At 44.4% G+C, this 22,800-nt stretch carries 20 protein-coding genes; 13 read left to right on the plus strand and 7 right to left on the minus strand.

The genetic code is table 11. The features are described 5' to 3' along the window. Window positions 1–922: 922 nt before the first annotated feature. Window positions 923–1,651 (plus strand): M15 family metallopeptidase, encoded by a 729-nt coding sequence (locus tag N39L_RS03195; protein ID WP_006620298.1) that lies wholly within the window; start codon window positions 923–925, stop codon window positions 1,649–1,651. Between the two features lie 94 nt (window positions 1,652–1,745). Here the strand turns inward: N39L_RS03195 and N39L_RS03200 are convergent, their stop codons facing one another. After that, entirely contained in the window at window positions 1,746–1,871 is a 126-nt protein-coding gene (locus tag N39L_RS03200) for a hypothetical protein (RefSeq protein WP_286131343.1), read from the minus strand. 248 nt (window positions 1,872–2,119) lie between these two features. Between N39L_RS03200 and N39L_RS03205 the strand changes: the two genes are divergently transcribed. The 4 genes from N39L_RS03205 to N39L_RS03220 all read left to right on the plus strand — a co-directional run bounded on the left by N39L_RS03205 (window position 2,120) and on the right by N39L_RS03220 (window position 6,195). Continuing rightward, window positions 2,120–3,244: an esterase-like activity of phytase family protein gene (locus N39L_RS03205; protein ID WP_231852080.1), complete on the plus strand. Its 1,125-nt coding sequence runs from the start codon at window positions 2,120–2,122 to the stop codon at window positions 3,242–3,244. Window positions 3,245–3,417: 173 nt separating this feature from the next. Beyond that, window positions 3,418–4,014, plus strand: a complete 597-nt coding sequence (locus N39L_RS03210) for a chromophore lyase CpcT/CpeT (RefSeq protein ID WP_006620300.1) — start codon at window positions 3,418–3,420, stop codon at window positions 4,012–4,014. A gap of 72 nt (window positions 4,015–4,086) precedes the next feature. Beyond that, window positions 4,087–5,262, plus strand: a complete 1,176-nt coding sequence (locus tag N39L_RS03215) for an NAD-dependent epimerase/dehydratase family protein (protein WP_014274283.1) — start codon at window positions 4,087–4,089, stop codon at window positions 5,260–5,262. A gap of 93 nt (window positions 5,263–5,355) precedes the next feature. Then, complete coding sequence (locus tag N39L_RS03220) at window positions 5,356–6,195, plus strand: GUN4 domain-containing protein (RefSeq protein WP_014274284.1); 840 nt, start codon at window positions 5,356–5,358, stop codon at window positions 6,193–6,195. On the opposite strand, the gene N39L_RS03225 is transcribed toward N39L_RS03220, so the two are convergent. Further along, window positions 6,166–6,444, minus strand: coding sequence for a MoaD/ThiS family protein (locus N39L_RS03225; RefSeq protein WP_006620303.1), 279 nt, complete (start codon window positions 6,442–6,444; stop codon window positions 6,166–6,168). The two genes, N39L_RS03220 and N39L_RS03225, sit on opposite strands and share 30 nt — an antisense overlap. 201 nt (window positions 6,445–6,645) lie before the next feature. Here N39L_RS03225 and N39L_RS03230 point away from each other — a divergent pair, with 201 nt between their 5' ends. Genes N39L_RS03230 through N39L_RS03240 form a run of 3 tightly spaced genes read left to right on the plus strand, consistent with a single transcriptional unit; the run spans window position 6,646 to window position 11,355 of the window. Further along, window positions 6,646–8,481, plus strand: a complete 1,836-nt coding sequence (locus N39L_RS03230) for an NAD(P)H-quinone oxidoreductase subunit F (RefSeq protein WP_014274285.1) — start codon at window positions 6,646–6,648, stop codon at window positions 8,479–8,481. Between the two features lie 21 nt (window positions 8,482–8,502). Beyond that, on the plus strand, window positions 8,503–10,014 hold the full coding sequence (locus tag N39L_RS03235; protein WP_014274286.1) for an NADH-quinone oxidoreductase subunit M: 1,512 nt from the start codon (window positions 8,503–8,505) through the stop codon (window positions 10,012–10,014). Window positions 10,015–10,050: 36 nt separating this feature from the next. Continuing rightward, complete coding sequence (locus tag N39L_RS03240) at window positions 10,051–11,355, plus strand: CO2 hydration protein (protein ID WP_231852081.1); 1,305 nt, start codon at window positions 10,051–10,053, stop codon at window positions 11,353–11,355. A gap of 116 nt (window positions 11,356–11,471) precedes the next feature. On the opposite strand, the gene N39L_RS03245 is transcribed toward N39L_RS03240, so the two are convergent. Then, complete coding sequence (locus N39L_RS03245; RefSeq protein WP_014274288.1) at window positions 11,472–11,903, minus strand: universal stress protein; 432 nt, start codon at window positions 11,901–11,903, stop codon at window positions 11,472–11,474. Continuing rightward, the gene (locus N39L_RS03250; RefSeq protein ID WP_231852082.1) at window positions 11,903–13,171 is read right to left on the minus strand and encodes a YihY/virulence factor BrkB family protein; all 1,269 of its coding nucleotides are present in this window, start codon (window positions 13,169–13,171) and stop codon (window positions 11,903–11,905) included. Before N39L_RS03250 ends, N39L_RS03245 begins: the two co-directional genes overlap by 1 nt. A 147-nt stretch (window positions 13,172–13,318) precedes the next feature. Between N39L_RS03250 and N39L_RS03255 the strand changes: the two genes are divergently transcribed. Continuing rightward, window positions 13,319–13,798, plus strand: coding sequence for a hypothetical protein (locus tag N39L_RS03255; protein WP_014274290.1), 480 nt, complete (start codon window positions 13,319–13,321; stop codon window positions 13,796–13,798). A gap of 53 nt (window positions 13,799–13,851) precedes the next feature. Here the strand turns inward: N39L_RS03255 and thrC are convergent, their stop codons facing one another. Continuing rightward, window positions 13,852–14,943 carry a threonine synthase gene (thrC, locus tag N39L_RS03260; protein ID WP_006620310.1) on the minus strand — a complete coding sequence of 364 codons (1,092 nt, stop codon included), beginning with the start codon at window positions 14,941–14,943 and terminating at the stop codon, window positions 13,852–13,854. A gap of 283 nt (window positions 14,944–15,226) precedes the next feature. On the opposite strand from thrC, the gene N39L_RS03265 reads away from it, so the two are divergent. Both N39L_RS03265 and N39L_RS03270 read left to right on the plus strand, forming a co-directional pair. Then, window positions 15,227–15,442: a hypothetical protein gene (locus tag N39L_RS03265; RefSeq protein ID WP_014274291.1), complete on the plus strand. Its 216-nt coding sequence runs from the start codon at window positions 15,227–15,229 to the stop codon at window positions 15,440–15,442. A gap of 327 nt (window positions 15,443–15,769) precedes the next feature. Beyond that, window positions 15,770–16,840: a fatty acid desaturase gene (locus N39L_RS03270; protein ID WP_014274292.1), complete on the plus strand. Its 1,071-nt coding sequence runs from the start codon at window positions 15,770–15,772 to the stop codon at window positions 16,838–16,840. Between the two features lie 20 nt (window positions 16,841–16,860). Here the strand turns inward: N39L_RS03270 and N39L_RS03275 are convergent, their stop codons facing one another. Further along, a complete protein-coding gene (locus tag N39L_RS03275) occupies window positions 16,861–17,013 on the minus strand; it encodes a hypothetical protein (RefSeq protein ID WP_157888665.1) in 153 nt (50 codons plus the stop codon). Window positions 17,014–17,019: 6 nt separating this feature from the next. On the opposite strand from N39L_RS03275, the gene glcD reads away from it, so the two are divergent. After that, window positions 17,020–18,489, plus strand: coding sequence for a glycolate oxidase subunit GlcD (glcD, locus tag N39L_RS03280; protein ID WP_006620312.1), 1,470 nt, complete (start codon window positions 17,020–17,022; stop codon window positions 18,487–18,489). An 81-nt stretch (window positions 18,490–18,570) separates the two neighbouring features. Beyond that, a complete protein-coding gene (gene trpD, locus N39L_RS03285; RefSeq protein ID WP_006620313.1) occupies window positions 18,571–19,644 on the plus strand; it encodes an anthranilate phosphoribosyltransferase in 1,074 nt (357 codons plus the stop codon). A 74-nt stretch (window positions 19,645–19,718) separates the two neighbouring features. Here trpD and N39L_RS03290 read toward each other — a convergent pair whose 3' ends face one another. Next, window positions 19,719–22,757, minus strand: coding sequence for a type I restriction endonuclease subunit R (locus tag N39L_RS03290; RefSeq protein WP_014274293.1), 3,039 nt, complete (start codon window positions 22,755–22,757; stop codon window positions 19,719–19,721). Window positions 22,758–22,800: the final 43 nt, after the last annotated feature.

The raw sequence follows: 22,800 nt of genomic DNA on the forward strand, positions 1-22,800 counted from the left end.
GAAGGTATTAGCCACTTACCCCTATCACAACTCGGAAACTCTCTCCGAGGGCTAATGCTGTTTACATAGATAGGGTATATGGGGGGCTGAGTTTTTTTTGTCGCGCAGACCTGCTGAAATAAATTTGACTAATTCACCCCTGACTTTATAAGTTTCTTATATTTAACTGCTACAGTTAATTTCAGACCCTGATTTATTCTCAGTCCACCCATAAGTAAAATCACTTGTGATTTTTCGGTGGCTAATACCTTCCCACTATATGCTGGCTAGGAAGGTATTAGCCACTTACCCCTATCACAACTCGGAAACTCTCTCCGAGGGCTAATGCTGTTTACATAGATAGGGTATATGGGGGGCTGAGTTTTTTTTGTCGCGCAGACCTGCTGAAATAAATTTGACTAATTCACCCCTGACTTTATAAGTTTCTTATATTTAACTGCTATGTTGAATGTCGGACCCTAGTTTATTCTCAGTCCACCCATAAGTAAAAATCGGCACTGATTTTTCGGTGGCTAATACCTTCCCACTATATGCTGGCTAGGAAGGTATTAGCCACTTACCCCTATCACAACTCGGAAACTCTCTCCGAGGGCTAATGCTGTTTACATAGATAGGGTATATGGGGGGCTGAGTTTTTTTTGTCGCGCAGACCTGCTGAAATAAATTTGACTAATTCACCCCTGACTTTATAAGTTTCTTATATTTAACTGCTATGTTGAATGTCGGACCCTAGTTTATTCTCAGTCCACCCATAAGTAAAAATCGGCACTGATTTTTCGGTGGCTAATACCTTCCCACTATATGCTGGCTAGGAAGGTGTTAGCCACTACCCCAATCATGACTCGGAAACTCTCTGTTAGGGTTGATGATGTTTAGATAAACGGGGTATATGGGGGGGCTGATTTTTTTGGTACATTAGTCTATGACATCTACTGAAAAACCTTATCAAAAAATTCCGATTCAAGATTGTGGGGAATTGTTGACTCCCATTCCCTCGGAAATGTTTATTTTCGAGTCTCCTCACCCCTATCAAAAATTGGGTGCGCCTTATCAACTCTCTCCCGTTAGTTCCCCCTATTACCTGCGAGAGAAGGTTGGCGATCGCTTAATTAACGCTCATCAATATTTACAAGCTGAATATCCACATTTGCGGATTTTGGTTTTTGATGCTTATCGACCTATTGAAGTACAACAGTTTATGGTTGATTATGCTTTTCAACAACAACTTAAAGCTACAGGATTAACCTTAGAATTGCTATCGGAACAACAGCGACAACAGTTGTGGCAGGAAGTTTATAAATTTTGGGCTATTCCTAGTCGTGATCCGGCTACCCCTCCACCCCATAGCACCGGGGCTGCTGTCGATGTTACTTTATTTGATATCGTGACGGTCAGTGCTGTTAATATGGGTTCTGATATTGATGAGATTTCTTCTCGGTCTGAACCGGATTATTTTGCTGAAAGTTCTGAGATGACAGAATTAGAATATCATCGAAATCGACAAATTTTAAAGCAGGTCATGACCAGGGCTGGCTTCCTACAACATTTACATGAATGGTGGCATTTTTCCTATGGTGATCAAATGTGGGCTTGGCTACATAATCGCCAGAATAACACTGCCGCGATCGCTTCTTATGGTTTATATAGTTGAAATCACCATATATATGCCGCCACATTTTCCCATGATATAAGTATAGGTCAAGTCGCCGAACTTGTCAAGCCCAAATCCGCAGTTAATTTGATATTTAATTATTGAGTGTTTGTGTGTCTGTGTCTAACCCTGTAGCAGCGAGAGATAGATAGAATTTCCGGGATGGCGATCGCTTGTTGGGGTTGGCATAGTTGAAATCACCATATATATGCCGCCACATTTTCCCATGATATAAGTATAGGTCAAGTCACCGAACTTGTCAAGCCCAAATCCGCAGTTAATTTAATGTTTAATTATTGAGTGTTTGTGTGTCTGTGTCTAACCCTGTAGTCGTGAGAGAGACAAATCCGAATTATCGGAGTAGGGGCGAGTAATAATTGAGAGATAATCAGAGATTCTAAGGATAGATAAAATCGGGAAAATCTGTTAACTTCATATTAGGAATTAGTGGCTAGGAGTGATTTAATCTTGACACATTTAGAAAATTCTGATAAATTCAGGTTAGAACATGGTAGGGTGGCTATCCCTGTGGAAATACGAACCCTTATAGCTGTAATAGGGCTGTGTGTGGGGATATTGCTGACATCATGTAGCCTTCCGCAAGTCTCGGCAGCGAACCGAATGTTCTTAGATTTATCCCTAGAGTTTGTGGGTGAGTACGAACTACCAGAGTCTCAAAGGCTGTCAGATTTGACCTATGAGATTACCGGATATGGTGAACCGACCGATGGAGGTATTCGCTTTTATGGACTAGGGGAGTCCGAAGGCGAAAGCGACCCGACAGAATTATATACCCTGGGTTGGGAGTTTGCTGGTGGGAACAAATCGGCAGATATTGCTAAGATTGGGATTAAGGAGAGCATCAAATTAAGCGATCGCCCTAGGGAAGCGCGCAGCATCGCCTTTTCCCCGCGCAAGTCGCTGTTTATCGCCACAGATAACTCCCACATCGGGGAATATGACCTAGAAACGGGGGAACTAAAAAATACCGTGCCACTACCTCCCAGTTATGTATTGAATGAGGATGAGACCAAACCCCCCCAAGGCTTACAACCGGAGTTAGGCATAAAGTCTCTAGCCATAGCGCCTGATGGTTTTAGTGCGGGTGGGATGGACCCATTTAGGTTGTTTGTCGCACCATACGCATCACTAAAGCAGGATCTAGATAGCGGTGCGGGGAAAGTGCGAATATTGCATTATGTGATAGCCGATCGCGCTTCGTTTTTAGTGTCGGAAAATCTGTATAATTTTGATGAAGATGCCCAGGGAAGGGAGTTAGCCGGACTGGTGGCTCTAAACCGGGGAGGTTCATTTCTGAGTTTAGAGCGATCGGCGAGTGGTATGGGTGCGGGAATTTATCAAGTGTTTAGTGGAGACGCAACAGATACCTCCCGCATTGCTAGTTTACGCGGTAAATTAACTAAGGTTCAATCTTTGCGAAAACAACTGCTTTTAAACCTCCCAGAATTAGGAATTAATGCTCAAGTTACTGGTATGACTTTAGGACCCCGGCTTCCTGACGGTGGACAGAGTTTAGTGGTAATTAGAGATAACCCTCCGGGTTTATTGATTTTTCGCCTGACCGGAATTTAAGGGATAATTGAGGATGGACAATTTTGGTCAATCATTGAGGTTGGGGGTGCTACGGGCATTTTCTCCGCCCCCATGGTTAGCCAGCTTTGTCCTGCCTAGAACTGTGTACGCAATTGTTGTATCCTACAGAATCGAGAAAGAATTGTTAGGAAATCATATTTATTGGCGCTATTATGACACACGCTACAGATATTCTGACCCTAGGGCGTTGGTTGGCTTCCGACTTCAGCAACCAACCCCAAGCCTTTGAAAATCCGCCATTTTTCGCTCATATTCGGGTCTGTATGCGTCCCCTGCCGTGGGAACTTCTCAATGGGTTGAGTTTGTATCTGGAACAGGCCTATGATATTAACCTGAAACAACCTTACCGGGTGCGGGTGCTGAAGTTAATCCCTGTAGATGATCATATCGAAATCGAGAACTATGAGATTGATGGTCAGGAGGAGTTTTATGGGGCTTCTAGGGAAGTCGATCGCCTGAAAGCCTTAAAGAGGGAACAACTGAATAAACGATGCGGCTGTACTTTTATCACCCACTGGACGGGAAAGGGATTTAAGGGAGTGGTGGAACCGGGGAAAGGCTGTATGGTAGAACGGAAGGGGAAACTGACTTATTTGGATAGTAGTTTTGAAATAGACGGCGATCGCTTTATTAGCCATGATCGTGGTATGGACCCAGAAACCGATGAGCATATCTGGGGTGCGGTAGCTGGACCTTTTGAGTTTGTGCGCTGGGCGAGTTTTGCTGATGAGGTGAAGTTAGGGGAATAATGGTTTCTAGGGGGACCAATTGCTGATAAATTAACCTAAGTATCAACAAATACAAAATTTCACTGAAAGTTTATGAGAGTTCTGGTTACTGGTGGTGATGGCTACTGCGGTTGGGCGACGGCGCTGTATCTTTCCAACCGTGGGTATGAAGTGGGCATTCTGGATAACTTGGTGCGCCGACACTGGGATCAACAGCTAGGTATTGAGACCTTAACACCGATTGCCCCTATTCAAAAAAGGATTCAGCGCTGGCGTGAGTTAACAGGTAAGTCTATTGACCTGTTTATGGGTGATATCAATAACTATAGTTTTCTGATCAATAGCTTGCGAGAGTTTCAGCCAGATTCTATTGTTCATTTTGGTGAACAGCGATCGGCTCCTTTTTCCATGATAGATCGTGAACACGCGGTTCTCACCCAAAGCAATAATGTGATGGGAAATTTGAATATCCTGTATGCTATGCGGGAAGAGTTTCCTGATGCACATTTGGTCAAGTTAGGGACTATGGGCGAATATGGTACGCCCAATATTGATATCGAAGAGGGTTATATTACCATTGAGCATAATGGTCGCAAGGATACTGTCCCGTATCCGAAACAGCCAGGAAGTTTCTATCACCTTTCTAAGGTCCATGACAGCCATAATATCCACTTTGCTTGTAAAATTTGGGGTCTGAGGGCTACGGATTTAAACCAGGGTGTGGTTTATGGGGTTCTGACGGACGAGACGGGAATGGATGAGTTGTTGATCAACCGTCTGGATTATGATGGGATTTTTGGGACGGCTTTAAATCGTTTCTGTATTCAGGCGGCGATTAATCACCCCTTGACGGTTTATGGTAAGGGAGGACAAACTAGGGCTTTCCTGGATATCCGCGATACGGTGCGATGTGTGGAGTTGGCGATCGCTAATCCGGCTGAACCTGGTCATTTCCGCGTGTTTAACCAATTTACGGAGATGTTTAGCGTTGGCGACCTGGCGATGATGGTTAAAAAGGCTGGTGTCACCCTGGGGTTAGATGTGGAGATTCAGAATATCGAAAATCCTCGGGTTGAACTGGAAGACCATTATTTCAACGCGAAAAACACTAATCTGTTAGACCTCGGTTTGCAACCTCATTATCTGTCTGATTCGCTATTGGATTCTTTGCTGAATTTCGCGATTAAATACAAACATCGGGTAGATAAAAATGAAATTCTACCCAAGGTTTCCTGGCGTAATCCGGGTTCTGTTTACGCGAAAAGCTAATCGATTTTCCCCGCTTTGTCTCCCCAGAGAGATAGGCGGGGTATCTGATGATTAGCCATGGATAATAAATAATTAACTCCCGGAAATTATAATATGTTTATATGTCCGGTTTGTGGATATAAATATTTGCAAAATATTCCGAGAAATTGTGATGTTTGTAACTGGAATTTAGAGTTAACAGAAATTCATCCCGAACAACTAGATTGGGCGATAGAAACATGGAAAAACCTAGGTGATTTGCAGGGAAAACGCAAGAGAAAGCGGGTAACGGTAGCGGATTTGTTACCCAAAATAAATGCCATTGAGTCGGAACTGACAGCGGCGAAAATTGAGCGAGAAAATCTGAGGAATCAACTAGATTGGGTCTTGTATTATATCGAAACCATTAATCCTGAACAGGTGACAGAAACCCTGTCAAAAATGCGGATATGGTTAGAAGATAATCACGCGGAAAATCCCCCCCTGTCTGAGGTGGGTATGGACTATACAGGATTAATGGAATTATTGGCGGCGGAAGATTGGAAAACGGCTGATGAGTATACTTGGCAGATTATCTTATATCTGACGGGAAGGGAACAAATGGGATGGTTAAATGTGGAAGATATTGATAATTTTCCGCTGACGGATTTAGGGACAATTGATTATTTGTGGGATTATTATAGTAGTGGATTGTTTGGGTTAACGATTCAACAGCAAATCTGGGAGAGTGTAGAGTCGGATTATACTAAATTTTGCGATCGCATTGGATGGCGAGAGGGTAGTTGGAAATATTATGATGAACTAATCTTTAACCTAAACGCCCCCAAGGGACATTTACCAGTAATTCCTTGGCGGCGGCGGTCCTGCTACGGCGTAGGAATAGCCACCGCCTCCGAGATTTTATCGTCATTTATCGAGAGACTCTTAGCAGCCACCACTGACGGGAGGAATTAAAACCACCTCATCTCCGTCTTTTAGGTAGGTGTCTGGATTGACAAACTCCAGGTTAACCCCAAACCGAGTTAAATCCCGCCATTGTTGCAATTGGGGATATTCGCTAATCGCTACATCAAGGATATGAGATACAGGGGTTTGGGGTGGTAGTTGCAAGACCAACTCAGGGACTCCATAGGCTTCCTGAAAAGCCGCGAATAGTTTAACCGTCACTGTAACCGAGGGATGGGACATCAAATCTTCAATCATGAAAAACCCGTCAACACCAAGCTATCAGACGTTTACAGCCTTATTGATAAGCCGAGATTAGCATATTGGTTGTAAATTTCTGAAGCAGATGATAATTGATTTACACATCATAGACTATAATCTATAGCAAATCTAAAGAGAAGATAAAATCTCCCTTTGAGTGGAGAACGGATTTTAGCAATTTATCCCAATCTTTCAGTTATGACTGAATTTTTCCTGCAAAACATTTGGTGGATTCCCTGCTATCCCTTTTTGGGGGCGCTACTATCAATTCCCTGGTCTCCAGGAATTATCCGCAAAACCGGACCGAGACCCGCAGGATATATAAATATCCTGATGACCCTGATGGCTTTTGTACATGGCTTAATCGCTTTGAGCGGAATGTGGGGTCAACCTGGCTATGAGATGGTGATTCCGTGGCTACAGGTGGCGGATCTGGATTTTTCGATTCCCTTAGAAATCTCAGTGACAACCATTGGCGCTACTTTGGTAATTACTGGGCTGAATTGCCTAGCCCAAATTTACGCTGTGGGCTATCTGGAGATGGATTGGGGTTGGGCGAGGTTTTACTCGCTGATGGCATTATTTGAAGCTGGACTCGCCGCCCTGGTGTTGTGCAATTCCCTGTTTTTCAGTTATATCGTCTTGGAAATTCTCACCCTGGGGACTTATTTATTGGTGGGTTTCTGGTTTAATCAGTCTCTGGTGGTAACTGGGGCGCGAGATGCTTTTCTGACTAAACGGGTGGGGGATTTATTCCTATTGATGGGGGTAGTTTCCCTGTATCCCCTGGCGGGAAGTTGGAATTTTTCGGAATTAGCAACATGGGCGGAAACTGCAACGGTTAACCCCACTGTTGCGACTCTGTTAGGGTTGGCTTTGTTGGCGGGTCCGTTGGGTAAGTGCGCTCAGTTTCCTCTGCATTTATGGCTTGATGAGGCTATGGAAGGCCCCCTTCCTAGTACCATCCTACGGAATGCGGTAGTTGTCTGTTGCGGGGCTTGGGTATTAATTAAGGTGTTTCCGGTGATTTCCCTGTCTCCGGTGGCGGTGTCTGTAGCAGTGTTTATCGGTTTGGCTACGGCTGTGGGTGCCAGTGCGATCGCTATTGCTCAAATTGATGTCAAACGGGCGGTTTCCTATTCGGTTAGCTCATACATGGGGATAACTTTTATTGCTGTCGCAACCGGACAAACTCAGGCGGCGTTATTACTGCTGTTGACTTACTCCATGGCGATGGCATTATTAGTGATGACCAGCGGCGGAATTATCCTCAATAATATTACCCAAGATTTAACTCAATATGGGGGGCTGTGGTCGCGCCGCCCGATTTCGGGTATTTGTTTTATTGTGGGGATTATGGCTTTGGTCGCTGTGCCGCCATTTGGTGGTTTTTGGACGATGTTGGAGTTGACACAAAATCTGTGGATCAGTCAACCGGCGATCGCCATTACTTTATTGGTAATCAACGCTTTAACTGCTTTTAGTCTCACCCGTGAGTTTGGCTTGATTTTTGCGGGACCCCCTAAACAGATGACTATTAGATCACCAGAGGGACTCTGGGCTTTAGTGCTACCGATGACCGTTTTAATGGGTTTTTGTCTACATATTCCCCTGTTGTTGAAGGCTTGGGGAGTCCTACCCAGTTGGGAGGGTATTAACCTCACTGTAGCCACATTGCTGATAGCTTCTAGTGCGATCGGTATTGGACTAGCTACCTGGATTTATGTATTTAACGGTATTGAGAAACCCGTTAAATTATGGTCTAAATCAGTTCAGGACTTTTTCGCTTACGATTTCTACACCGCTAAACTGTATCGATTAACCATCATTTCCGCCGTCGCCTTCATCTCCAAAATTATTGATTGGATAGATAGATTTATTGTCGATGGCTTCGTTAATTTAGTCGGTCTAGCCACAGTTTTTAGTGGACAAAGCCTGAAATATAACGTTTCGGGACAAACTCAATTTTATGCCCTCACTATTGTAATCGGCATTACTCTCCTGTTAAGTTTGTTATCCCTTGGTTTGTTCTAAGTCCCTCACAGATGGTCAATCATGCTTAGTTTGTTAATTGCAATTCCCCTAGTTGGTAGCCTCTTAATCGGCTTGCTCCCCCCTTCCTTTACCCCCCACCGGATTCGGTCGATCGCCTTGGCTGTTATGGCATTAACGGGGCTGTGGACGCTGAAATTAACCTTAGATTTCGACCTAGATAATCCTGGTTTTCAGTGGGAAGAATATCTCTCCTGGATTCCCCAATTAGGGTTATCCTATAGTTTGGGAATGGATGGCTTATCTTTACCTCTGGTAGGGTTAAGCGCCATTTTAACCCCTATGGCGATCGCCAGTAGTCGCCCCGACATGAATCGCCCCCGTCTTTACTACTCCATGATTTTGTTAGTAAATGCGGCGATCGCTGGTGCTTTTCTCTCCCAAAATCTCCTGCTGTTTGTGCTGTTTTATGAATTGGAACTCATCCCCATTTATCTATTAATTAGCATTTGGGGCGGCGAAAAACGCAGCTATGCAGCGATGAAGTTCCTAATTTATACCGCCGTATCAGGAATTTTGATTTTGGCAGCTTTCCTGGGTATGGCTTGGTTAAGTGGGTCAGGAAGTTTTGATTTTGGTGCCATTCAAACTCAGAATTTATCAGCAATTAGCCAACTGGTATTGATGGTAATTCTACTAATTGGATTTGGTATTAAAATTCCTCTAGTTCCCTTCCATACCTGGCTACCTGATGCTTATGTAGAATCTTCCGCCCCCGTCACCATTTTACTAGGAGGTTTATTAGCAAAACTGGGAACCTATGGGTTAATTAGATTTGGCTTACAACTCTTCCCAGAAACCTGGAAAATTATCGCCCCCGAATTATCCATTATCGCCGTCTTTAGCGTCATGTATGGGGCTTTAACCGCCATTTCCCAACAAGATATCAAGCGCATGGTTGCCTATAGTTCCATCGGTCACATGGGTTATATTATCGTCGCTATGGCGGCGGGAACCGAAGTTAGTCTGATTGGCGCTATTTCCCAAATGGTCGCCCATGGGTTGATTTTAGCTATTCTATTCCACTTGGTGGGAATAGTTGAAGTCAAAGTGGGAACTAGGGATTTAAAACTCTTAAATGGCTTAATGAACCCCATTCGTGGTTTACCCCTCACCAGCGCCTTATTAATTATGGCAGGAATGGCGAGTGCAGGTATTCCTGGCTTAGTGGGATTTGTGGCAGAATTTCTGGTTTTTCAAGGCACTTTTACCGTCTTCCCCATTCAGAGTTTACTCTGTATTATTGCCTCTGGTTTAACCGCTGTTTATTTTGTGATTTTGCTCAACCGCACTTGTTTTGGTAAGCTAGACAATGAGTTAGCCTATTATCCAAAAGTTGCCTTTTCTGAACAAGCACCAGCTTTGATTTTAGCCCTGTTAATTCTGTTCCTAGGTGTGCAACCTAGTTGGTTATTACGCTGGTGTGAACCCACAGCTAAACAAATGGCAATGGAGTTGAGTATTCATCCCGTGCAACAGGTAGCCATTCAACCGGAAAATTCCTCTGGTTTATGATTCTTTATCCCGCCGTTTAGTTAATTACTGTTGATTATGACAACCAGTTTCATGCAATCAGAAAAAACCCCCACTAAATTACCTCCTTCTCAACATGAGTTTGCTGAGATTATTCATCGCTTAGAGGCGGGAGGTGCTATGCTACCGGATACCCCCGAAAATTTGATGCAAATTATCGGCATTTATAAGGCTTATGCGGTGCCCATGGATTTCTATTGGCGCGATTTGTTGTATATTGCTGAACGGGTGTTTTTAAATCCGTTGCCGTTTTTTAAATACTTTTTACCCCAGGAATATTTAGACCTGCATAACCATTATGCGGGGGATGATGCGGATTTAAGGATTTGGCGCGGAGAAGCGATCGCCCACCCGGAATTATTGGCATTTATACAGAAAGGGGAAACCCGAAAAATGCCCAAACTTCTGCATCATTTATGGCACGATCGCGTTAATATGGAATTTGCCGAAGCCTGTATGCAAGCCATGTTTTGGCATCGAGAAATGGGCGGCAGATTTGACAGTTATTTAGACACAGACGAATATAAAGCCAATGCTGACCGGGCTATCCGCGCCTATTTCCGCAAAAACCCAGTTATGTTGGGTTTATATCAACTGTTCCCGGATATGTTCTTAGAACAGGTCAGGCAACTTTCCTATTATAGCAATTTAGGGCTATTTTGGGAAGTCATGGCTCCCGTATTTTTTGAAATGAGCGATCGCTATGATGAGGGGACAATGACCACCGTACCCGAGGCGATGAATTTCCTAGTTAATGGCATTTTTGCGATCGCAGGTCGCCCTATTTATCATCATGTTTATATTGATGGCGAATGTTATGAAATCGTCCCCAAATCCAAAGGTTTTATGTGGCTCTATGAAGCCGCCTTACCCTATGTAGAAGCCGTTTTTTATCGCACCGCACCTTTCCGGGGTACTAAGTCCTACAACGCCCAAGCCCAACAGGTTCCTGATGACCAGAAGGATTTTCATTATGGTATTCTTTACGCCGATATTTTCCCAGTGGGTACCGCTGGAATACCACCAACTTTATTAATGCAGGATATGTATCACTTCTTACCTCCCTACTTGGTGGATTATTACCAGAAATATTGCCGAGGTGAGGATGATATGTTGATTCAGTTGGCTAACACTTTTCAGCGTTCCATGTATTGCGTCACATCAGCCGTTATTCAGGCTTTAAGGACGGCTTTACTATATCCCCTTGATGACCCCAACCCCCGCCACCTAGAAGCCAACAGAGCCTTTTTTGAGGCGCAAATGGATCGATTTAAACGCCCCGAAGCACGGTTAAGGAATATTCAAACTCCCAATTACCGTTAAGCTAAATTCCCCGTAGGGTGCGTCATAGCCCAGGCTATATAAATCTCAACCCGATAATTTGGGGATGACGCACCACCGCAGCCGTAGGGTTTAATTACCCAGAAAAGTTAATGGCATTAGGTTTGATGAAGTAATAATACCGCACATTCAGCCAACCTAGCGACTTGTTCTGCGACCGAACCCATTAACACCCGTTTAACGCCAGTATAGCCGTGAGTAGGCATAACAATTAACTCTATATTTTGAGCTTTAGCATAATCGACAATTTCATGGCTAGGTGTACCAATTAAAACGGTGACTGTTGCGCCATCAAATCCTCTTTTGATCAACTCAGCTTTCAAAGCCTCTTCCGCGTGTTTTTGGCGAGACTCAGGACTAACTGATTCCCACATGGAGCCAGGTTCTGCGGGATGTAATTCATGCAAAATATGGATAATATGGAGTTGCGATATATGGGGGACAAACTCTCGCGCTGGGGATAAAGCAGCAAAAGAAAGTTCAGAGAAATCGATAGGGACTAATACGGCATTTTTATTAAACCAACTCATCAGCGACTATCCTTTTGTGTTTTTCTACGACGAATTTCATCACCTACTGTAGCATTTAATTGTGCCCCCATAAGCACTACTAAGGAACTAATGTTTAACCATAACAGGAGAACAATAAAAGTGCCGATCGCCCCATAGATAAGATTATAATACTCAGACTGGTAAACATACCAGCGAAATAAATTAGAGATTAAAGCCCAAAAAATCGCGGCTAGAATTGAGCCAGGAATTAGGGGAGTTTTAGGCTTTCTGTAACTAGGACCATAACGATAGATAAAAGCAAAGTTAGTGGAGACAATGCCGAGGGTAATTGGCCATTGTAGACGATTCCAAGTATCCAATAATGTTGATTGAAGCAAACAATCTTGGACAGGTTCTTGAGCCAAACACATATCAATTTTATCTAGGGGACAATTACCAACTGTTTCTAAGATGCAACTTTTGCGGGCGATAATTTCCACCAAAAAATCACTAATAAACACGGCTCCTAATGCCATAATTAATAGTAATAATGTCCCCAAAGTTAAGGCGATCGCAATTAATTTAGACTTCCAAAAAGGTCTGATTTTTTCTTGGGGTACTTGATGAATCCTATTTAAGGCTTCCATAGCGGAACTAATCACCCCAGAAAACAGCCAAATAGAAATAATAAAACTAAAGGAGAATAATCTAGGGCTAAGACTTCTGCCAGATTGGCTCATAGTTGCCCCAATCAATTTTTGGACTTGTTCTGGTACTACTTCCCCTAACAAATTCGCCATTTCCAATAGGGTAGATTGTAGAGATTCATTGGAACCAATAGCGGCTAACAGAGCTAAAAGCGCGGGAACCAGTGCTAGGGTAGAGTGATAAGCCATTTCGGCAGACAAACCGTATAACCGTTGTTGAACAGTACGAACTCCTAAACTATGAAAAGTTTGCCAATTGAGGTAGGTAAAGAATAGAACAAAATCCACCACGCGCTTTTTGATTTGACGACCTAGCCACCATAGGCATTTGAAAAGGATAATCAGCAGATCGGCGGTTTTGGCAGCTACCAACTCGAACCCCAGACACCATGCTTTACGGTTGAGTATCCATAGGGTTTTCAATCCCTGTAGCAGGGTTAACAGCAGCTTCCATAGCAGGTGTAGGAGTGTTAATAACAGGTTAACTATAATTTCAGCAGCATAGTCTATGATCTGGTTAAGGCTTGGCAGCTTTAACCGACAGTGCAATATTGCCCTATTTAGGTGATATAAAAATTGACAGGGCAATGCGAGTAGCATTTTGCGGGTTGGGGAAGATTTAATCAGGGCTACCTTATAGTATGACTTGTCGTGGGGGGTTTAACACAGAAATAGGGTGTTACTGATGGTTTAAATTTCCCCTGGGGTTGAATGTTTCCGGTTGCTTATGGATTTGTAGGTTGAGTTATGAGTCAGGATATTAGACAATGGTTGGATGAAATTAAGCGATTGCAAGAGCAGTTAGGACAACTGCGATCCGATCGCGATCAGGCTTTAGCTAGTGCTGATCAGTGGCGAGAGCGTTATAATACGGAAGCCCAGCAGCGCCGAGAAGAGGTGCGCCGCCATCAAGATGCGATCGCTCAACTGCGCGGAGATCTTGAACAACTACAGAATAAATTTGGTATTGCTAAAAATGAGATTCTGACGCGAGTACAAACCCAGCGGGAGGTTGAGGGTTTACAAACTGTGGAGGAGTTGCAAAATAAGATTATCCAGATTACCCTAGAACGCGATCGCGCTAGGGAACAGGTCCACCAAATGACGGCAGCCCTAGAGAAGGAGAAAGCCGATCACCTAGAAACCCGCACCAGTCTAACTACGGCTTTAGGGGATACCATGGACTTGCTCACTAAGGCTCAGAATACGGCTAAGTTAAATAGTTAACTGGACGCTACAGGAGGGGGTTGGACTGAAATTGAGCAACCCCCTCCCACGGGCTAAAATCCCATAGCTTTAGCTACTGCGTCTAAATTAGCAGCAATACCCTCTTTAGTGGGGTTATTACTGTGGTTAATGGCTACATCGGGATCTTTTAAGCCATTACCTGTTAACACACAAACTACGGTGGCTCCCGCTGGTACTTGGTCTTTGACTTTCAGGAGTCCGGCTACGGAGGAGGCGCTGGCGGGTTCACAGAAAATGCCTTCTTGGGAGGCTAATAGGCGATAGGCGTTGAGGATTTCCTCATCAGTAACGGCACTAAAACTGCCTTGGCTGGCTGATTGGGCTGCTATAGCCATATCCCAACTGGCTGGGTTGCCGATACGAATGGCGGTGGCGATGGTTTCGGGATGGGGCACTGGTTGGCCATTAACTATGGGGGCGGCTCCGGCTGCTTGAAATCCCATCATCCTGGGGAGGCGATCGCATTTTCCTTCTGAATGATACTGACAAAATCCCATCCAGTAGGCGGTGATATTTCCGGCATTTCCCACCGGGATACACAACCAATCAGGGGCATCACCCAAAGCATCTACCACTTCAAAGGCGGCGGTTTTCTGTCCTTCTAAGCGATAGGGGTTGACTGAGTTAACTAGGGTGACAGGATATTGACGGGAAACCTCCCGCACAATGGTTAGGGCTTCGTCAAAGTTTCCTTCGATAGCTAAGACTTCCGCACCGTAGAGGAGCGCTTGGGCTAGTTTCCCCAGGGCTACATAGCCGTATGGAATCACGACAAATGCTTTTAATCCAGCTCGACGAGCATAGGCGGCGGCTGATGCTGAGGTGTTACCTGTGCTGGCACAAATGACGGCTTTGGCTCCCTCTTCTTTTGCTTTGGATATGGCCATGGTCATCCCCCGGTCTTTGAATGACCCGGTGGGGTTCAATCCGTCATATTTCACATATACCTGCACCTGTTTTCCGATTTCGGCGGCAATGGTGGGGACTGGAATTAGGGGGGTATTACCTTCTTGCAGGGTGACAACGGGAGTGGCTGAGGTAACAGGTAGATAATCCCGGTATGCTTCAATCAGACCGGGCCAAATATTGAGTTTTCTTTCAGTTGCGGGCAAAGTCAGGGTCATTTCAATGTTACAGTTTGTGGTTTTGGGCTCAATTTACTTGACTTTTCAAGGTTGCCGTGGTATATAACTTGGGGCTCATAGATTAATCAGCCCTTGAGTCCTACTCAGGTGAAAACGGTTTCGCGCCTGTCACCCTTAACTCAGTTTACCCCTTATGTCAACATCAAGTCACTTTGATTTGGGGATGATGATGTTTTTTTCCAAACCAGTTTAACATGGGGTTAAAATATAGTTAAGATTTGTTGATGTGCAAGTTCAGTTTAGACCACAAAATTAATTACTGATGCCAACTCCTTCATCGACTTTACCCCGTCCACAAAATCTGTCATCCTTGCCGTTGTCTTCAGCCTCCGGTAAAATGGATAAGATGCCATCTATATATAGTGTTGATCAGCAAGTGAAGTTTTTGCATCTTCAAGCTGAGGTGGACACTCTACTGTTAGAATTACAAACTCTAAAGCAAATGCGATCGCTTAGTCCCACAGCGCCGAAAAATTAGGCCCAATCCCGCCAGGCGGCCAATTGTCAAAAATCAGAAATTAGCGATCCCGATCGCAGATGGTGTGCTATAAATGATCAGACTAAACTTAACAGTCTGAGGGGTTGATTCAACTATTTGGAATCAGCTAATCTTGGTTGGGAGTTTCTCTCAATCTCACTGCCGGGTAACTCATCAAAAAAAGACCGCTTAGGCTGGTTGATTGACTGAAATACCGAAGCTGTGGGCTGAGAAAGTTGTCAGCTACCTGGGCAGTTAAAAAAAAGCACATTCATTCAGAAGCCAGGCACCAGTAATGGTGGCTTGGTTTTCCCTTAAAATTCATCTATGACCCTATCAATTGTAAAGTCTGAAGATTCATCGTCACCCCCCTCCGCAGTTCCCTCTGATTTGCGTTTAAGGGATATTATAAACACCCTCCCTAGTGATGTGTTTGTCCAAGACCGATACAAAGCTTGGATGACAGTAATCATTAATGTTTTAATGGTGGGTTTAGGGTGGCTAGGAATAGCGATCGCTCCCTGGTTTCTCCTCCCCGTGTTATGGGTATTTACAGGAACCGCCCTCACCGGATTTTTTGTCATCGGACATGACTGCGGACACCGTTCATTTTCTCGGAATGTCTGGGTAAATGATTGGGTAGGTCATATCATGTTTCTGCCGATTATATATCCCTTTCACAGTTGGCGTATTGGTCACAACCAACACCATAAATACACTAACAGAATGGGGTTAGATAATGCTTGGCAACCCTGGCGCAAAGAAGAATACCAAAACGCTGGTAAATTAATGCAGGTCACTTATGACCTTTTCCGAGGTCGCGCTTGGTGGATTGGTTCCATTCTACACTGGGCCAGCCTTCACTTTGATTGGACGAAATTTGAAGGTAAGCAGCGCCAACAGGTCAAGTTTTCCTCTTTGTTGGTGATCGGCGCGGCGGCGATCGCATTTCCGACTATGATTTTAACCATCGGAGTTTGGGGATTTGTCAAGTTTTGGTTGCTTCCTTGGTTAGTGTTCCACTTCTGGATGAGTACCTTTACCCTGCTTCATCACACCATCACCGACATTCCCTTTAGAGAACCCGAAAAATGGCACGAAGCCGAATCTCAACTATCAGGGACTGTTCACTGCAATTATCCCCGCTGGGTTGAGTTTCTCTGTCACGATATCAACGTTCATGTTCCCCACCACGTCACCACCGCAATTCCCTGGTATAACCTCCGGAAAGCCTACGCCAGCTTACAGGAAAATTGGGGTGAATATCTCTATCCTGAGTGTGATTTTTCCTGGGGTTTAATGAAGGAAGTTGTTGACCACTGCCATTTGTATGATGAGAATAACAACTATCAGTCAATCCCGGACTACAAAAAGAGTTTAGCTGTAGCCGAAAAATAGCATAGGCTTAAATCTCTGTATCAGCCAATTAGTGGCTTAACCTCGGTCGGTTGTGGAATTTCCCAGCCGACCTTAATTTTGGGTAATTGATTGGGTGAGTCAGACTTGACAGAAATATCAAATGATGTTATGTCTAAAGCAAGTTTAATTATACTCATTACAGCTAAAGACATTAACTTATGTCAAGCCCCACCGTAAGCCGGAACTGGAAACCGATAATCAAAGAATTTGCCGCCGTTGTAGGTAAGCGGGGGGTGGTTCAGCGACGGGAAGAATTGCTAGTTTATGAATGTGATGGACTAACCAGTTATCGCCAACGTCCGGCTTTGGTGGTTCTTCCTCGCACCACAGAAGAAGTCGCAGCAGCCGTGAAAATATGCGATCGCCATAATATACCCTGGGTAGCGAGAGGGGCGGGAACCGGACTATCAGGAGGTGCATTACCCGTCACTGATTGCGTGATGATTGTCACCGCCCTAATGCGCCAAATTCTGAAAGTAGACCTCGAAAATCAGCAGGTCGTCGTACAACCAGGGGTGATTAATAACTGGGTAACTCAAACCGTCAGCGGTTCAGGATTTTACTACGCCCCCGACCCCTCCAGCCAGATTATCTGTTCCATTGGCGGTAATGTAGCCGAAAATTCCGGTGGTGTTCACTGTTTGAAATATGGAGTCACCACTAACCACGTCCTGGGCTTAAAAATCGTTACCCCAGACGGGTCTATCGTCGATTTAGGCGGTTCAATTCCGGAAATGCCAGGATATGACCTGACGGGTTTATTTGTGGGGTCAGAAGGGACTCTAGGCGTGGCTACGGAAATCACCCTCAGAATTCTGAAAGCCCCCGAATCGATTTGTGTTCTGTTGGCAGATTTTGCTACCATTGAAGAAGCCGGACAATCGGTATCTGATATTATCGGGGCGGGGATTATTCCCGGTGGTATGGAAATTATGGATAATCTCAGTATTAATGCGGTGGAAGATGTCGTTAATACCGGATTATATCCCCGAGATGCCGGGGCGATTTTATTGGTAGAATTAGATGGTTTACAGGTGGAGGTAGACCGCAATAAACAGCGGGTGGCAGATATTTGTAAACAAAATGGGGCGCGGAATATTACTACCGCCAATGAACCGGAAAAACGCTTGAAAATGTGGAAGGGTCGGAAGGCGGCATTTGCGGCGGCGGGTCATGTTAGCCCGGATTATTATGTACAAGATGGGGTGATTCCTCGGACTCAGATGGCTTATGTATTGAAAGAAATTGCGGCTTTAAGCGAAAAGTATGGCTATCGCATCGCTAATGTGTTTCATGCGGGAGATGGGAATTTACATCCTTTGATTCTCTATGATAATTCTGTGGCAGGTGCCTTAGAGACGGTGGAAGAAATTGGCGGCGAAATTTTGAAAATTTGTGTTGATGTGGGTGGGAGTTTGTCCGGGGAACATGGTATCGGGGAAGATAAAAAGTGTTATATGAATAAGATGTTTAATGAAGAGGATTTGGAAACTATGCAATGGGTGCGATCGGTTTTTAATGCTAAGGGTTTGGCTAATCCTGGTAAAATGTTCCCTACACCTCGCACCTGTGGAGAATCCGCTAAAGTTCAGAATGTTAAGAAGTTTGAAGGTGCTGAGGTATTTTGATGAGGTTGTGCGATCGCCTGACCTAACCTAGGATAAAATCAGAATGCCCAACCTAGATAATCCGAATTAATAGCCTTTACCATGACTCATTTTGCCCCTGATGCTGATATCTGGCCGCAACTTCTCCAACAACTCCTAGATCATCAGTCCCTGTCCACCGACCAAGCCTCAATTTTAATGGAAGGATGGCTGAGTGAGTCTATCCCCCCTGTGTTATCCGGGGCGATTTTAGTGGGGTTACAAACCAAAGGAGTATCTGGGGAAGAGTTGGCGGGAATGGCGAAAGTATTACAATCGCAGTCCCAATCAGGAAATCTACCCACCCCCAGCGCAGATGGTTTAAAATCCCAATTTTCCCTAATCGATACCTGTGGAACCGGGGGAGATGGGGCATCGACTTTTAATATTTCCACTGCTGTGGCGTTTGTGTGCGCCGCCGCCGGGGTTCCGGTGGCTAAACATGGGAATCGCTCGGCTTCGAGTAAGGTGGGCTCTGCGGACGTATTAGAGGGGTTAGGGGTCAATTTAGGAGCGCCCCTAGAAAAGGTTAGGGCGGCGGTTGAACAGGTGGGGATTACTTTCCTATTCGCACCGGGTTGGCATCCGGCTATGAAGGCGGTAGCGCCCTTACGTCGAACTCTGAAGGTGCGGACGGTATTTAATCTTTTGGGGCCTTTGGTGAATCCCCTGCGTCCGGTAGGACAAGTTATTGGGGTGTTTGATCCGAGTGTTTTGGATGCGATCGCAAACGCCCTAGGACATCTTAACATCGAAAGAGCTATTGTTCTCCACGGGCGGGAGGGTTTGGACGAGGCGGGTTTGGCTGATGGTACGGATTTAGCTATTCTATCTGAGGGTAAGGTAATGCGATCGCTCCTGAACCCAGAAGATTTAGGCATCAATGCCGCCCCTATTAGCGCCCTGAAGGGGGGAGAACTATCGGAAAATATGGAAATTTTAACCCAGGTGCTACAAGGGAAAGGAACGACCCCCCAACAAGATGCTGTGGCGCTCAATAGTTCCCTAGCTTTACAGGTGGCTGGGGTAGTTCCACTCCAGGAACATCACCAAGGCTATAGCCTGGCGCTGGATATTCTCCAAAGTGGGGCGGCGTGGTCAAAATTACAGGAGTTAATCGAGTTCCTGAAGTCTTAGTTATGGATTGATTTTCCTTTGGCGATCGCTCCTAAATGGTAGGTTGAAATGGTGCGATCGCTTTGGGCAGGTTATCACCGAGAATTATGAGGATCCGACAGGCGTTTATAGACTGCTGAAAGCAACCATTCCGAAACGACATTTTTAAAATCATTGTCATTCATATAACGAGCGAAAATAGTTTCATTTTGGTCTACACGCTCGACAAAAAGAGACTCCACAATTTTCTCAAACAGTAAACCAAATTTATTCACCGAATTGACTTGGGCTGCTTGTTGCAGTGCTTCCGTGTTGACAGCCGCTTCAACAATTTGGTCGAAGAATAGTTGGTCAGCTTGATTAAAGTCAGTACCAAAGCGGTTATTCAAAACATCAATTAACTGTGACAGCTTAACAGAATTTTCCCGCAAAATTGCCGTACCAATTGCTGGGGAGCCATCTTGAGGAATCGTTTCTCCTTTTTTTAGGTGAATTGAGCCTTCACTGATTTTCTGAAGACGATAATATTCAAGCTTAATCTCACTATCAAAATCATATTGGTCTTGATTTGAGGGACGCAATAATTTAGTAGCCAAATGGCGGAGAAAAATATAAACTTGCTCCAAATCAGAATCCTGATAAGGAATAATCTGGCTTAAAAAACTATATAAATTGCGAAAAGCTGTTAATTTTCGTCGCCAGAGTTCTGCCGCTTCAACATCCTGCTCGTATAACGCCAGAAATCGATCTACAGCCGGATCTAGAGCAGCATTCATCCCTTGATGATCGCTAGGATTCTGACGCTGTTTTGGCTTAAAATAAATAGTGCAAAATCTGTTAACTTCTTCACTTAAATATATTCCAGAAGCGTCGAGTTGACTTTTAAGGTGGTAAAGCTGTCCGGGTTCTGCTTCCTGTCCCAACTCTGCCCCTTCATAGAACTGTTGAAAAGCCTCTTGAATTTCTTGACGTTTATTGACAAAATCGAGGATAAAAGTATCTTCTTTATGAGGGTGGGTGCGATTCAGGCGAGACAAGGTTTGTACTGCTTTAATACCCGCCAACCGCTTGTCAACATACATGGTATGGAGTAAAGGTTGATCGAAACCCGTTTGATATTTTTCCGCCACCAATAACACTTGATAATCATCACCAGCAAATTTTTCGGCTAATTCCTTTTCCCGAATTCCCTGATTCATTTCTTCTTCGGTGTAAGTTTTTTCCGGTATTTTGTCATCATTGACAATTCCGGAGAAGGCAACTAAACTCTTGATGTCATAGCCTTTTTCTTTAATGTACTTATCAAAGCTCTGTTTGTAACGAACGGCTTCCAGGCGCGAACCTGTGACCACCATTGCTTTTGCTTTACCCCCAATTTTATGCCGCGTAAAATGATGAAAATGTTCTACCATAATTTGAGTCTTTTGGGCAATATTATGAGGATGTAAGCGCATAAAATGAGTTAGAGATTTAGCAGCTTGCTTCCGTTGAACATGGGGGTCATCACCAGAGTCTTTGAGTAGTTTAAAGTAAGCGGTATAGATGGTGTAGTTTTTTAAGACATCCATGATAAAGCCTTCTTCAATAGCTTGACGCATGGTGTAACGATGGAAAGGTTCACCTTCACGCCCAAAAAATTTCAATGTTTTGTGCTTGGGTGTAGCGGTAAATGCAAAAAAGCTGAGGTTGTCTTGTCGGGAGCGTTTTGCCATGCTGAGGAACATCTGTTCTAAATGTTCTAATCCTTCCTCTTGTGCCATTTCACGGGCTTTCTGATGTAATGTTTCACCCCCTAGCACCCCCTTCAATTCTGTCGCCGTATCTCCAGATTGTGAACTGTGGGCTTCATCAATAATCACCGCACAGCGACGAGTGGTTAGTCTTCCGCTTCCCTGTTCGTTTCGTTCCTCTGCAAGTTTAAGCAACTGTCGGGTTACAAAGGGAAATTTTTGGAGGGTTGTAATAATAAGAGGAACAGCACTTTCTAGGGCTTCTGCCAACTGCTTAGAATCTTTATCTATTTTTTGAATAACGCCTTGGCGGTGTTCAAATTGATAGATAGTATCTTGTAGTTGTCGGTCAAGAATACGTCGATCGCTAATCACAATGACAGTTTCAAAAATTCGCTGGTTTTCTGTGTTATGCAGAGAAACCAAACGATGGGTTAACCAAGCTATTGTATTACTTTTGCCACTTCCTGCCGAATGTTCTATTAAGTAATTAGATCCGACTCCCTCCTCTTGGGTGGCTGCAATCAATTTTCGGACCGCTTGCAATTGATGGAAACGAGGAAAAATCATGGTTTCTTTCTGATATTTTCGCCCGCGATCGTCATATTTTTCTTCGATTTGTACATGAAGAAACTGAGCCAGAAGGTCTAATAAACTATCCGGTTGTAAAATGTTTTCCCAAAAATAGGCGGTGCGATAGGTTCGTCCTTGGGGGTCGCGAGGGTTTCCGGCACCGTTATTGTCACCTTGATTAAAGGGTAAAAAATGGGTGGCTTTTCCGGCGAGTCTGGTGGTCATCCAGACTTCTTCGGTATCAACAGTAAAATGAACTAAAGTTCGCCGTTTAAACTCAAAAATAATTTCGTGAGGATCGCGATCTTGACGATATTGTTGTTTCCCATGTTCTACGGTTTGTCCGGTGAGGGGGTTTTTCAGTTCTATCGTGACAATGGGGATACCATTGAGACTGAGAGTAATATCGAGTTCATTTCGATGGCGATCGCTATATTGAAGTTGGCGGGTAATCCCAAGTTGATTGGCTTTGTAGCAGGTTTCCAAGTCAGAATTGAGGCTGTGGGCAGCTTTGAAATAGGCAATCCGCAGGGTGCGACCATAACATTTAAAACCGTGACGCAGGGTGTGGAGTGAGCCGTATGTATCCATCCATTTACACAGGTCGGTAATGATTTGATTACCCGTATTTTCTCCGTGTAAGGCTTCTAATTTTGCCCATGCTTTGGGTTGGGTTTGACGGATAAAGTTAAGGGCAATATCTGGGAAAATGGCTAGATTTTTGTTAAATGGGGTTAGGGGTTTAACATAGCCCTGTTTTATAAGAGAGTCTTCTATCACTTGCTCAAAGGCTTTTTCGCTTTGTGGGAAAACAACACTGATAGAGTCCATAGGTCAATAGTCTTTATAGATTAATGCAAGGTTTTTAGAACTT

Origin of the sequence: Limnospira platensis NIES-39, from assembly GCF_026000695.1 — a bacterium.
In the GTDB taxonomy this organism is placed as follows: domain Bacteria; phylum Cyanobacteriota; class Cyanobacteriia; order Cyanobacteriales; family Microcoleaceae; genus Limnospira; species Limnospira platensis.

Bases quoted from the DNA above. Each gene is read 5' to 3' on its own strand.
- N39L_RS03195 (WP_006620298.1), top strand. From the start codon at position 923: ATGACATCTACTGAAAAACCTTATCAAAAAATTCCGATTCAAGATTGT.
- N39L_RS03200 (WP_286131343.1), bottom strand. From the start codon at position 1,871: ATGTGGCGGCATATATATGGTGATTTCAACTATGCCAACCCCAACAAG.
- N39L_RS03210 (WP_006620300.1), top strand. From the start codon at position 3,418: ATGACACACGCTACAGATATTCTGACCCTAGGGCGTTGGTTGGCTTCC.
- N39L_RS03215 (WP_014274283.1), top strand. From the start codon at position 4,087: ATGAGAGTTCTGGTTACTGGTGGTGATGGCTACTGCGGTTGGGCGACG.
- N39L_RS03220 (WP_014274284.1), top strand. From the start codon at position 5,356: ATGTTTATATGTCCGGTTTGTGGATATAAATATTTGCAAAATATTCCG.
- N39L_RS03225 (WP_006620303.1), bottom strand. From the start codon at position 6,444: ATGATTGAAGATTTGATGTCCCATCCCTCGGTTACAGTGACGGTTAAA.
- N39L_RS03230 (WP_014274285.1), top strand. From the start codon at position 6,646: ATGACTGAATTTTTCCTGCAAAACATTTGGTGGATTCCCTGCTATCCC.
- N39L_RS03235 (WP_014274286.1), top strand. From the start codon at position 8,503: ATGCTTAGTTTGTTAATTGCAATTCCCCTAGTTGGTAGCCTCTTAATC.
- N39L_RS03240 (WP_231852081.1), top strand. From the start codon at position 10,051: ATGACAACCAGTTTCATGCAATCAGAAAAAACCCCCACTAAATTACCT.
- N39L_RS03245 (WP_014274288.1), bottom strand. From the start codon at position 11,903: ATGAGTTGGTTTAATAAAAATGCCGTATTAGTCCCTATCGATTTCTCT.
- N39L_RS03250 (WP_231852082.1), bottom strand. From the start codon at position 13,171: ATGCTACTCGCATTGCCCTGTCAATTTTTATATCACCTAAATAGGGCA.
- N39L_RS03255 (WP_014274290.1), top strand. From the start codon at position 13,319: ATGAGTCAGGATATTAGACAATGGTTGGATGAAATTAAGCGATTGCAA.
- thrC (WP_006620310.1), bottom strand. From the start codon at position 14,943: ATGACCCTGACTTTGCCCGCAACTGAAAGAAAACTCAATATTTGGCCC.
- N39L_RS03265 (WP_014274291.1), top strand. From the start codon at position 15,227: ATGCCAACTCCTTCATCGACTTTACCCCGTCCACAAAATCTGTCATCC.
- N39L_RS03270 (WP_014274292.1), top strand. From the start codon at position 15,770: ATGACCCTATCAATTGTAAAGTCTGAAGATTCATCGTCACCCCCCTCC.
- N39L_RS03275 (WP_157888665.1), bottom strand. From the start codon at position 17,013: ATGTCTTTAGCTGTAATGAGTATAATTAAACTTGCTTTAGACATAACA.
- glcD (WP_006620312.1), top strand. From the start codon at position 17,020: ATGTCAAGCCCCACCGTAAGCCGGAACTGGAAACCGATAATCAAAGAA.
- trpD (WP_006620313.1), top strand. From the start codon at position 18,571: ATGACTCATTTTGCCCCTGATGCTGATATCTGGCCGCAACTTCTCCAA.
- N39L_RS03290 (WP_014274293.1), bottom strand. From the start codon at position 22,757: ATGGACTCTATCAGTGTTGTTTTCCCACAAAGCGAAAAAGCCTTTGAG.